This is a genomic window from Aquipseudomonas guryensis, assembly GCF_014164785.1.
Taxonomy (GTDB): domain Bacteria; phylum Pseudomonadota; class Gammaproteobacteria; order Pseudomonadales; family Pseudomonadaceae; genus Aquipseudomonas; species Aquipseudomonas guryensis.
This window is the reverse complement of record NZ_JACJFN010000001.1, coordinates 682163-694352: the sequence shown is the minus strand read 5'-3', so window position 1 is coordinate 694352 and position 12190 is coordinate 682163. Positions and strand designations below refer to the sequence as shown.

At 64.5% G+C, this 12190-nt stretch carries 8 protein-coding genes; all 8 read left to right on the top strand.

The window, feature by feature from the left end; all coding sequences use genetic code 11:
* Positions 1–177 precede the first annotated feature (177 nt).
* The 8 genes from H3H45_RS03145 to H3H45_RS03110 all read left to right on the top strand — a co-directional run bounded on the left by H3H45_RS03145 (position 178) and on the right by H3H45_RS03110 (position 11955).
* The gene (locus H3H45_RS03145) at positions 178–1956 is read left to right on the top strand and encodes an acyl-CoA dehydrogenase C-terminal domain-containing protein (RefSeq protein ID WP_182832283.1); all 1779 of its coding nucleotides are present in this window, start codon (positions 178–180) and stop codon (positions 1954–1956) included.
* A 325-nt stretch (positions 1957–2281) separates the two neighbouring features.
* Complete coding sequence (locus H3H45_RS03140) at positions 2282–5890, top strand: DUF2339 domain-containing protein (RefSeq protein WP_182832282.1); 3609 nt, start codon at positions 2282–2284, stop codon at positions 5888–5890.
* On the top strand, positions 5887–7251 hold the full coding sequence (locus H3H45_RS03135) for a DUF3999 domain-containing protein (RefSeq protein WP_182832281.1): 1365 nt from the start codon (positions 5887–5889) through the stop codon (positions 7249–7251). Before H3H45_RS03140 ends, H3H45_RS03135 begins: the two co-directional genes overlap by 4 nt.
* A 136-nt stretch (positions 7252–7387) precedes the next feature.
* Positions 7388–9280: an esterase EstP gene (estP, locus tag H3H45_RS03130; RefSeq protein ID WP_182832280.1), complete on the top strand. Its 1893-nt coding sequence runs from the start codon at positions 7388–7390 to the stop codon at positions 9278–9280.
* Positions 9281–9450: 170 nt separating this feature from the next.
* Positions 9451–10458: a class 1 fructose-bisphosphatase gene (locus H3H45_RS03125; RefSeq protein ID WP_160492483.1), complete on the top strand. Its 1008-nt coding sequence runs from the start codon at positions 9451–9453 to the stop codon at positions 10456–10458.
* Positions 10459–10461: 3 nt separating this feature from the next.
* Positions 10462–11061: a DUF924 family protein gene (locus tag H3H45_RS03120; RefSeq protein WP_182832279.1), complete on the top strand. Its 600-nt coding sequence runs from the start codon at positions 10462–10464 to the stop codon at positions 11059–11061.
* Positions 11062–11131: 70 nt separating this feature from the next.
* Positions 11132–11386: an outer membrane protein assembly factor BamE domain-containing protein gene (gene bamE, locus H3H45_RS03115; RefSeq protein WP_182832278.1), complete on the top strand. Its 255-nt coding sequence runs from the start codon at positions 11132–11134 to the stop codon at positions 11384–11386.
* The gene (locus H3H45_RS03110; protein WP_235983313.1) at positions 11383–11955 is read left to right on the top strand and encodes a lipocalin family protein; all 573 of its coding nucleotides are present in this window, start codon (positions 11383–11385) and stop codon (positions 11953–11955) included. Before bamE ends, H3H45_RS03110 begins: the two co-directional genes overlap by 4 nt.
* The last annotated feature ends 235 nt before the right edge of the window (positions 11956–12190 follow it).

Here is a 12190-nt window from a genome sequence, read left to right as displayed (position 1 = left end):
TCCCTGACCAGTGGTCGAGCGGCGCAAAAGCCCGCCTTTTGGCGGGTTTTTTCTGTATCGCATGCAGTGCACGGCACGTGACCAATTGGTCACTACGCGACCCTATGTGTCTGAAAAGTTGTTCGGTTAAACTCTGAGCACTTCCGTATACCTGTTGGTTCGTTCGAGGATTGCTCCATGGCTGACTACAAAGCTCCCCTGCGCGACATGCGCTTCGTGCTCAATGAAGTGTTCGAAGTTTCCAAGCTGTGGGCCCAGTTGCCGGCCCTGGCCGAAGTGGTGGACGAAGACACCGCCAGCGCCATCCTCGAAGAAGCGGGCAAGGTCACTGCCGGCACCATCGCTCCCCTGAATCGCAGCGGCGATGAAGAAGGCTGCTCCTGGGAAGGCGGTGTGGTGAAGACTCCGGCCGGTTTCCCGCAGGCCTACCAGACCTATGCCGACGGCGGCTGGGTTGGCGTCGGTGGCGACCCGGTATTCGGCGGTATGGGCATGCCCAAGGTGATCTCGGCCCAGGTCGAGGAAATGGTCAACTCGGCCAACCTGTCGTTCGGCCTGTACCCGATGCTGACCGCCGGGGCCTGCCTGTCGATCAACGCCCACGCCAGCGAAGAGCTGAAAGAAAAATACCTGCCGAACATGTATTCCGGCGTCTGGGCCGGTTCCATGTGTCTGACCGAGCCGCATGCTGGCACCGACCTGGGTATCATCCGCACCAAGGCCGAGCCGCAGGCTGATGGCAGTTACAAGATTTCCGGTACCAAGATCTTCATCACCGGTGGTGAGCATGACCTGACCGAGAACATCATTCACCTGGTACTGGCCAAGCTGCCGGACGCCCCGGCGGGCCCGAAAGGCATCTCGCTGTTCCTGGTGCCGAAAGTCATGGTCAACGCCGACGGCTCGCTGGGCGAGAAGAACTCGCTGTCCTGCGGCTCGATCGAACACAAGATGGGCATCAAGGCCTCGGCTACCTGCGTGATGAACTTCGACGGCGCCACCGGCTGGATCGTCGATGCGCCGAACAAGGGCCTCGCTGCCATGTTCACCATGATGAACTACGAGCGTCTGGGTGTTGGCATCCAGGGCCTGTCCCTGGGCGAGCGCAGCTACCAGAACGCCGTGGAATACGCCCGCGACCGTATCCAGAGCCGTGCGCCAACCGGGCCGGTGGCTAAAGACAAAGCCGCCGACCCGATCATCGTGCATCCGGACGTGCGCCGCATGCTGCTGACCATGAAAGCGCTGAACGAGGGCGGTCGCGCCTTCTCCAGCTACGTGGCCATGCAGCTCGATACCGCCAAGTTCAGCGAAGACGCCGCCACCCGCAAGCGCGCGGAAGAGTTGGTCGCCCTGCTGACCCCGGTAGCCAAGGCCTTCCTCACCGACATGGCACTGGAAACCACCGTGCACGGGCAGCAGATCTTCGGCGGCCACGGCTTCATCCGCGAGTGGGGCCAGGAGCAGCTGATCCGCGACTGCCGCATCACCCAGATCTACGAAGGCACCAACGGTATCCAGGCGCTCGACCTGGTCGGCCGTAAAGTGGTCGGCAGCGGCGGTGCGTTCTACAAGCACTTCGCCGAAGAGATCAAGGCCTTCACCGACAGCGCTGATGCCTCGCTGGCCGAGTTCGTCAACCCGCTGAAAGACGCCATCGCCAACCTGGAGCTGATGACCGCCGACCTGCTGGAGCGTGCCAAGGCCAACCCGAACGAAGTCGGCGCCGCCTCGGTCGAGTACCTGCAGGTGTTCGGCTACACCGCCTATGCCTACATGTGGGCCCTGATGGCGCGTACCGCCCTGGCCAAGCAGGATCAGGATGAGTTCTACCGCACCAAGCTGGGCACCGCGCGCTTCTTCTTCGCCCGCCTGCTGCCGCGTATCCACTCGCTGACCGCTTCGGTCAAGGCCGGTAGCGAAAGCCTGTACCTGCTGGACGCCGCGCAGTTCTAAGATTGACGCAGCAACAGCAAAAGCCCCGGCCTAATCAGCCGGGGCTTTTTTTGCCTCATAAAAATGTTCGCCGGCTTACCGGAGGATAGCGACGCGATCATGACGTAGCCCGGATGAAAGCCGGGAGCGAAGTCGCCGGCCCCCCCGGATTTCATCCGGGCTACCTTATTGAGCCGGGTAGGGCAGATGTGCCTGTGGCCCAGTTGGCAATCGTCTCTGTGTGGTCAGGCGAGCGCGTCGATATACTCGGCCATCCGCGGTCGCACGAGCAGCGCCGGCTGCCGCGCGGAATGGATTTCGCCTCAACGGCTCGGGAAGCAAACGCATGCAATGGATCTTCATGCTGGTCGGCCTGGTGCTCGGTGCACTGGCCGGTGAATCGATCACCAGTGCCCTGCTCGGTGGCCTGATCGGGCTGGGGCTGGGGCAGGCCTTGCGTCTGCACCAGTTGGCGGGCGAGAACGCCAGGCTGCGCCAGGAGCTCAAGGGCTTTGCCGAGCGCTTCGAGCGTGGCACCACCGCCCTCTACGAGCGCTTGCTCAAGCTGGAGCAGGGCGGCCAAGCCTCCGAGCAACCCGTGCCCGCCGAACCGGCTGCCGTTGTGCCAGAGTTGGTGCTGCCGGCGGCGTCTGCACCGGCGCCGGTTGAGGCGGACAGCGAGCTGGTCTTCGAGCTGCCAGAACTGCCGCCCATCATCGAGCCGGCGCTATCCCGCGAGCAACCAGACAGCTGGCAGTCGACGCAGGCCCAGCCAGCACGCCCTGTCGAACCCGCCGCTCCACCGGCTCCGCGAAAGCCCCGCGAACCTTCGCCCATCGAGCGCGCCATCGGTCTGGCCAAGGCCTGGCTGTTCGGTGGCAATACCGTACTGCGGGTTGGTGTGGTGCTGCTGTTTCTCGGCCTGGCCTTCCTCCTGCGCTATGCCACCGAAGGCATGGTGGTGCCGGTCGAGATGCGTTATGCCGGCGTTGCCGCCAGTGCCATCGCCCTGCTCGGGCTGGGCTGGTGGTTGCGCGAACGGGTCGGCAGCTATGGCTTGATCCTGCAAGGCACCGGCGTGGCGGTGCTGTATCTGACCACCTTCGCGGCCATGCGCCTGCATCCGCTGCTCGACCCCAAGATGGCCCTCGGTTTGCTGGTGCTGGTCACCGTGTTCTCGGCGATCCTCGCAGTGGCGCAGAACGCCCTGGGCCTGGCGGTGGCGGCGGCGCTGGGCGGTTTCGCCGCACCGATCCTGACCTCCACGGGTAGCGGAAACCATGTGGCACTGTTCTCCTACTTCATCCTACTCAACAGCGGCATCTTCGCCATCGCCTGGTTCAAGGCCTGGCGCCTGCTCAACCTGGTCGGTTTCCTCGGCACCTTCGGCATCGGCTTCGCCTGGGGGCTGCGCTCTTACACGCCAGAGCTGCTGTGGAGCACCGAGCCGTTCCTGATCCTGTTCTTCCTGATGTACGTGGCTATCGGCCTGCTGTTCGCCCGGCGCAAGCTGCGCGAGGCCGAGGCGGCGCCCCAGGAGCGTGGCGAGCTGTTGCGCTGGGCGCGGGACAAGGCCGATTACGTGGATGGCAGCGTGCTGTTCGGCACCCCGCTGGTGGGCTTCGGCCTGCAATACGCGATCGTGCAGCATATCGAGTTTGCCGCCGCCTTCAGCGCCCTTGGCCTGGGCCTGTTCTACCTGCTGCTGGCCCGTGTGCTCAGCGGGCGCGCGCCGGGGCGGACGCTGTTGCTGGTGGAAACCTGCCTGGCCCTCGGGGTGATCTTTGCCAGCCTGGCCATCCCGCTGGGCCTGGACGCGCGTTGGACTTCCGCTGCCTGGGCAGTGGAAGGTGCCGGCATTTTTTGGCTCGGCCTGCGCCAGGGGCGGCCGCTGGCGCGCGCCTTTGCCCTGCTGCTGCAGTTGGGCGCAGCGCTGGCGTTCCTCGGTGAGCTCAGCTTCAGCATGCCCAGTGCCACGGTGCTGGAGGGCGCGCCATTGGGCGCGTTGATGCTTGGTGCGGCGCTGCTGTTCAGCTTCTGGCAGCTGCGCCAGGCTCCGCTGGAGGCCAGCAAGGCCTGGGAGCGCCGCGGCCTGCCGTTGCTGGCCGTGGGCGGGTTGCTGTTCCTCTATCTGATCGCGCCGCTGTGTTTCGCCGCCGAGGGCACCGCGATCAGCTGGGCTCTCGCCGGGTTGGCGACCTTTTGGGTCGGTCTGCGCCTGCAGTCGCGCACGTTCCTGTTCAGCGCCTTCGCCGTGCAGCTGCTGGGTGGCCTGATCTTCCTCACACGGCTGAAGGGTTCGGAGCTGGGCCATGCTGGCGTGCTCGATTCCGGCTGGCGTGGTCTGCTGGTCTGCTCGCTGATCGGCCTGGCGCTGGTGGCCGGCATGCTGATCGCGGCGCGCGACAAGCTGGTCAGCAACGATCGCGGCCTGCTGCGTGGCTTGTCACTGGTGATGCTGGTCGGCCTGGTGTTCATCAATCTGGCGGTGCTGTTCGTGCTGCCCTGGCACAGCGCCAGCGCGGTGTGGGCGGGCACTGGCCTGCTGATCATCTGGCTCAGCCTGCGCCTGCAGCTGCGCGTCAGCTTCTTCTTCGGCCTGCTGCTGCAGGTGGTCGGTGGCATTGCCTTCCTTGCGGCCAGCCCGCTGCTGCTCGGCTATTTGCCCAGCGAGGGGCTGCGTCCGCTGGCCCATGCCGGCTTCTGGACGCCGCTGGTGCTGGCGATTGCCGCGCAGATTGGCGCCTGGCGTCTGCGCCATGTGTTGCTGCGCCAGCAGGCCGGCGAATTGGGCAGCCTGAGCCTGCAGCGCCTGTCGCAGCTGCTGCTGGTGTGGGGGGCGGGTTGGTGGGCGCTGGCTCTGGCGGCGGAAATCGTGCGCTTTGTCGCGCCAGGTCTACAGGGTTCGCTGCTGTTGCTGGCCGCAGCGCTGAGCGTGGCGCTGTGGGCCTGGCTGGCCGAACGTCTGCGTTGGCGCTCCCTGGCCCTGCTGTGCACGCTGCTGATGCCGGTGGCTGGGGTGATCCTGCTGCAGATCGGCGAACGTAATTATCACCCGGCAGCGGATTTCGGCTGGTTGGCCTGGGGGCTGCTGTTCGCTGTGCACCTGCTGTCGCTGCGCCGCCTCGCTGGCCTGTTGCCGGGCGGCGCCTTGAGTGCCGCCCATGTGTTGGGCTGCTGGTTGATCCTCGGGGTATTGGCGCTGGAGCTGCGTTACCTGCTGATGCTGTTGTCCGAGCAGTACAACGCCTGGCGCTGGCTGGGCTGGGCGTTGCTGCCGAGTGCCTTCCTTCTGCTGATGGCAGCGCCGCGGCAATGGCCGTGGCCGGTGGCGGCTTATTCACGCGAATACCGAGTGTGGGCGGCGGCCCCGCTGGCGGTGCTGATGCTCGGCTGGTTCTGGCTGGCCAATATCGCCAGCGATGGCGGGGCCGAGCCGCTGCCTTACCTGCCGCTGGTCAACCCGCTGGAGCTGGGCCTGCTGTTTAGCCTGCTCGGGGTGTTCCAGTGGCTGCGCAGCGGATTGCCGCAGCTGGGCGTGGCTCCGCTGCGCACGGAGCAGGTGGCGCAGCTGCTGGCCGGCGTTTCGCTGTTTGCCTTGTTTACCGCCACGGTATTCCGCGCCGCTCATCACTGGGGCGGCGTGCCGTACCGGCTCGATCTGCTGCTCGACTCAATGCTGGTGCAGGCCGGCCTGTCCATCGTCTGGACTCTGATTGCCCTGCCGCTGATGATCGTCGGCCACCTGCGTGGCCGGCGCGAGCTTTGGCTGGTGGGTGCCGCGCTGATCGGCGTGGTGGTGGCCAAGTTGTTCTTCGTCGAGCTGGGCAACCGCGGTGGCCTGGAGCGCATCGTGTCCTTTATCGGCGTCGGCGTGTTGCTGCTGGTTGTCGGCTATTTCGCACCGCTGCCGCCACGCAAGGCGGAAGGTGAATCCGCACAGGTGAAAGCATGAGTAAAGTCTTGTTGTGTCGTCCGTTGCTGCTGGCCGCGCTGCTCCTGACGCCCTGGGCGAATGCGGATGAGCAGGCTGGCGACTACGCCACCCGCGTGCCGCTGACGCTGGCTGGTGAAGGTCCCTGGTATCGCCTGGAGCTGCCGCCAGCCCTGCATTTCGCTGCCCGCCATGCGGACTTGCGTGATCTGCGAGTATTCAACGGCGAAGGCGAGGCCCTGGCCTATGCGCTGACCCTTGGTACTGCGCAGGCCGCCGAGCAGCGCCAGCAGGTGGCGGTCAAATGGTTTCCGCTAATGGGCGATGCAGCGGCGTCGGGTGCTCCGGCCATCCGCGTGCAGCGCAGCACCAGCGGCACTCTGGTCGAAGTGGCGCCGGAAGAGTCGGCGCCGGTCGAGCAGGTCCTGCGCGGTTGGTTGCTCGACGCCAGTGCCGTGGACCTGCCGCTGCATCGCCTGCTGCTGGACTGGAGCGCCGATAGCGAAGGCTTCCAGCGTTTCACCATCGAGGCCAGCGACGACCTGCAGCATTGGAGCAGCTGGGGCGAAGGCAGCATCGCCCGCCTGAGCTTCGCCAATGAGCGTATCGACCAGCGCGAGGTCGCGCTGCCGGGATATAAGGCGCGCTATCTGCGCCTGCTCTGGCTGGCACCGCAGCAGGCAACGGCCCTGACGGCCGCGCAACTGGTCAGCATCGGCAATGCCGACGCGGCGCCGCCGCTGGTCTGGTCCGCAGCGTTGCCGGCACGCAGCACCAAGGCTGGCGAATACAGCTGGGAGCTGCCGCTGTCGCTGCCACTGCAGCGGGTCAGGTTCAGTCTCGATCAGGCCAACACCCTGGCGCCGGTGAGCCTGTCCAGTCGCCGTGATGGCAAGCTGGAGTGGCAGCCACTGGCCCGCGGTCTGCTCTATCGCCTGCCGCAGAATGGCAAGGAAGTGCGGCAGGACGAGATCGAGCTGTATGGCACGCCGGTGCAGCAGCTGCGCCTGCAGGTCGACGAGCGCGGCGGTGGCCTGGGCCAACAGGCGCCACAGTTGCAGGTGGCAATGCGTAGCACTCAGGTGGTGTTCCTCGCCCGTGGCTCGGCGCCTTACCAGCTGGCCATTGGCAACGCGGCCGGGCAGTCGGCGGCCTTGCCACTGAGCACGCTGATTCCCGGTTACGAACCGGCGCGCCTTTCCAGCCTAGGCGTGGCGACGGCGCCGCAGCAGGTGCCGGCGGCCGTTGAGGCTGCCGCGCAGCAGGCACAGTCGCAGGCGGACTGGAAGCGTGTCGGCTTGTGGACGGTGCTATTGGCTGGCGTGGCGCTGCTTGGCGGGATGGCCTTCAGCCTGCTGCGCAAGCCGCAAAGCGAGGCGTGATGCGGCGATCAAGTCGCCATCACAGGCGATCTACGACTTCTGGTCGATTCAAACAAGAGTTTGATGAATTGCGATACAAATCACGCTAAAGTCGGCGCGTAGCACCCAGTCCAATAACAATCACAAGGACATTTTAATGAAGCGCGTTCTGACTCCGCTGGCCGCGGCTTGCCTGCTTGCCAGTGCTTCCCTGCCCCTGCAGGCATCTCCCTATTCGACCATGGTGGTGTTCGGCGACAGCCTGGCCGATGCCGGACAGCGCGCCGACGCCGATGGCCCGGCGGGTGCCACTGAGCGTTTCACCAACCGTACCGGCCCTACCTATCAGCCTGGTAGTGGCGAGTCGTATGGCCTCAATGCCACTCAGATTCTGAATGGCAAGCTGGGGTTGGGCAGCATGACCGGCTCCACCTCACCGGTGAACCAGGCGCTGGGCCTGCCCGATGGCGATAACTGGGCTGTGGGTGGCTATCGTACCGATCAGATTCTGAACTCCATTACCGGCGTGGGCGGTTCCATCGTCGACTCGCGCTCCCGCGATGGTTACCTAGTGGAGCGGGGCTTCCGTGCTGATCCTAATGCTCTTTACTACCTCACCGGTGGCGGCAATGACTTCCTCCAGTTCCAGGTGACCAGTACGGCTACCGCCCAAGCCTCTGCTGGGCGCTTGGTCGACAGCGTTGAGGCGCTGCAGCAAGCGGGCGGCAAGTACATCATGGTCTGGTTGCTGCCGGACGTGGGGTTGACGCCCAACTTCTTTGGTGGCGGTCTGCAGAGCACCGTTTCGGGCCTGGCCCAAGACTTCAATACCGAGTTGGTTGCCCAACTCGCCCAGGTCAATGCGGAAGTCATTCCCCTCAACGTGCCCCTGATGCTCTCGGAAGTACTGGCTGACCCGGCTCGCTACGGACTGCTGGCGGATCGTAACGCTCTGCTCAGTACCTGCTTTGACGACTGCACCAACCAGAACCCGGTCTTCGGGCTCAACGGAACCAGCCCCGATCCGACCAAGCTGCTGTTCAACGACAGCGTACACCCGACTATCGCTGGGCAAACGTTGATCTCCGACTATGCCTACTCGTTGCTGTCTGCCCCTTGGGAAATCAGCCTGCTGCCGGAAATGGCGCATGGCAACCTGCGCTCGCACCAGGATCAGTTGCGTGCTCAGTGGCAGGCCGACTGGGAAGCCTGGCAGGCGGTCGGTCAATGGCGCGCATTCGTCAATGGCGGTGGCCAGCGTCTCGATTACGACATCTATGAAAGCTCTGCTGATGGCAACGGCTACAACCTCAACTTCGGCGGCAGCTACCGTCTCAATGAGGCTTGGCGCCTCGGTTTGGCGGCCGGCTTCTATGAGCAGAGCCTGGAAGCCGGCGATGCCGATTCCGATTATGAACTCAACAGCTACATTGGCACTGCCTTTGCCCAGTACCAGGAGAACCGCTGGTGGGCCGAGTTGGCGGCCAGCGTCGGCCACCTCGATTACGCCAATCTTGAGCGCAAATTCGAGCTTGGGACTGCCAACCGTACCGAGGAAGGTGATACCGATGGCTCGCTGTGGGCCTTCAGCGGCCGCTTCGGCTACGACATCGCCCAGCCGGGTAGCCAGTGGCACCTGAGCCCGTTCATCAGTGCTGACTATGCCCGTGTCGAACTGGATGGCTACTCGGAAGATGGCCAGCGTTCCACTGCGCTGACCTATGACGACCAGGAACGCACCTCCAAGCGTCTGGGTATTGGCCTGCAGGGCATCATCGACCTCAGTGCGCAGACCCGCCTGTTCGCCGAAGTGGCGCAGGAGCGCGAGTACGAGGATGACGTCAGCGAAGTGAGCATGTCGCAGAACGCTCTGTCGGGTATCGAGTACACGCTGGAAGGCTATGTGCCGACCGACAAGACCACTCGCGCCAGTCTGGGTGTCAGCCACAAGTTGGCCGAAGGCTTGTCGCTGCGCGGTAGCTACAGCTACCGCAACAGCGACGACGATGACCAGCAGGGCATCAACGTCTCCCTGTCCTGGGATTTGTAAGCCGTCTACTGCGACCGCGGCCCCGCAACGGGGTCGCGGTTACGGTTGGTTGTTGAGCTTCCCCCACCCGTGTCGCCATCCTCTCATCAGCTGTCGGGTTCTGCAGAGGCGCTGGCGCCCGCAAACGGTTAAACTGCGCGCGATTTTGACTTCCCTTCCGGAGCTCCTCCATGTCGCGCGTCACCCTCAGCCGCTATCTGATCGAACAGACCCGCAGCCACAACACCCCGGCTGATCTGCGTTTCCTCATCGAAGTGGTCGCACGTGCGTGCAAGGAAATCAGCCACGCCGTGTCCAAGGGCGCCCTCGGTGGCGTGCTCGGCAGCATGGGCACCGAGAACGTGCAGGGTGAAGTGCAGAAGAAGCTCGACGTGATCTCCAACGAGATCCTTCTCGAAGCCAACGAATGGGGCGGTCACCTGGCCGGCATGGCGTCCGAAGAAATGGACAATGCCTACCAGATTCCTGGCCAGTACCCGAAAGGCGCCTACCTGCTGGTATTCGACCCGCTGGACGGCTCCAGCAACATCGACGTCAACGTCTCGGTCGGCACCATCTTCTCCGTACTGCGTTGCCCGGATCGCAATGGCGAAAGCGGTGATCTCGGCGAAGAGGCCTTCCTCCAGCCGGGTACCCAGCAAGTCGCGGCCGGTTACGCCATCTATGGCCCGCAGACCATGCTGATGCTGACCCTCGGCGACGGCGTGATGGGCTTCACCCTGGATCGCGAAATGGGCAGCTTCGTGCTCACCCACGAGAACATCCGCGTACCGGAAAGTACCGCCGAATTCGCCATCAACATGTCCAACCAGCGTCACTGGGAAGCCCCGGTGCAGCGCTACGTCTCCGAGCTGCTGGCCGGCAAGGAAGGCCCGCTGGGCAAGAACTACAACATGCGCTGGATTGCCTCGATGGTGGCCGACGTGCACCGCATCCTCACCCGTGGCGGCCTGTTCATGTACCCGCGCGACGCTCGCGAGCCGGAAAAGCCGGGCAAGCTGCGTCTGATGTACGAGGCCAACCCGATGTCGATGCTGATCGAGCAGGCTGGCGGCGCTGCCACCAACGGCACCCAGCGCATTCTCGACATCCAGCCGGAGTCCCTGCACCAGCGCGTGGCGGTCTTCCTCGGTTCCAAGGAAGAAGTCGAGCGCGCCACGGCCTACCATCAGGCCTGACGCGTGTCTGCCTGGCAGCCCTTGCTCGACTGGTGGTTCGGTGACGCCGAAGCCGCCAGCGTGGTGGCGGCTCAGCGCAGCAAACTGTGGTTCGGCTATCAGGCCAGTCAGGATGCCGAGGCGCGTGAGCGCTTCGGTGAGCTGAGTGCCCAGGCCCTGGCCGGCGGACTGCAGGATTGGGCCGAGCAGGCCGAGGGCTGGCTGGCGCTGATCCTGCTGCTCGACCAGCTGCCGCGAATGATCCATCGCGCTACGCCACAGGCCTTTGCCGGCGATGCCCGCGCCCAGCAACTGGTGCGTTGGGGGCTGGCGCAAGGCCTGGAGCGGCAGCTGCCGGCGATTCGCCAGGTATTCGTCTACCTGGTGCTGGAGCACGCCGAAGACCTGACCACGCAGAACCTGGCCGTCGAACGTTTCCGTGCCCTGTGCGAACAGGCACCAGTAGCCGAGCGCGAGTTGTTTGGCGGATATCTCGACTATGCCGTGCGCCACCAGCAGGTGATCACCCGTTTCGGCCGCTTTCCCCATCGCAACGCGATTCTTGGCCGTGCCTCGACGCCAGACGAATTGGCCTTCCTGCAGGAACCCGGCTCACGCTTCTGACGTCCAATGGCGCACAAGCGGGCTGACTGTGCCAAGCTCTCCCGCAGTTAAAACCCCTCAGGAGTCTCCCATGTCGCTGCGCAATCTTGCCCTGCTGTCCGTCTGTGTCCTGCTCGCCGCGTGCAGCAAGGTCAATCAGGAAAACTACGCCAAGCTCAAGGCCGGCATGCCCAAGGCCGAAGTGGAAAGCCTGCTCGGCAGCCCCACCGAGTGCTCCGGCGCTATCGGTATTACCAGCTGCAACTGGGGTGATGAGAAAGTCTTCATCAGCGTGCAGTACGCTGGTGACAAGGTGATGATGTTTTCCGGCCAGGGCCTGAAATGATGGCGCGCAAATGGTATGGCCTGGGGCTCCCGCTGGTTCTGCTGGGCCTGATCGGTTGCGCCGGCCCGGGTGCCAGCAGCGAGGCGCCGCAGACTGCCGGCGCGGTGGACCTGCAACGCTACCAGGGCACCTGGTACGAGCAGGCGCGCTTGCCGATGTTTTTCCAGCGCAACTGCGCGCAGTCCGAGGCGCATTACCAGCTGCAGGACGATGGCGCGGTTGGCGTGCTCAACCGCTGCCGTACCCTCGACGGCGAGTGGATCGAAGCCAAGGGCCAGGCGACCCCGCAGGTGGCCGGGCAGACGGACAAGCTGTGGGTCAGCTTCGATAACTGGTTCAGCAATCTGTTCCCCGGCGTGGCCAAGGGCGATTACTGGGTGCTGTACCTGGATAGCGATTATCGCACCGCGCTGGTCGGCAATCCCAATCGCGAGTACCTCTGGCTGTTGACGCGTGACGCGCAGATTTCTCTGGAGACGCGCTCCGAAATGCTGCGGCAGGCCCAGGCGCGCGGCTACGACACCAGCGAGCTGATCTGGCGCGTGGCGGATGACAAGATCGGTCAGTAACAAGACCTGTAATGATCTTTCTTGCATCAGCGAGGCGGCGATAGGCAGATACCCGCGCTTCTGCCCTCTCTCCCGTTCACGGGAGAGGGCTGGGGAGAGGGGCGCTTCTCTGTGCCTGCTTTGTAGATACTGTTATTCAGCACAAGCTTTTGTAGGAGCCAGCTTGCTGGCGATCAGCGGGACGCTGTCTGCCTATCGCCAGCAAGCTGGCTCCTACAGGATCAGGCCGTGTGGA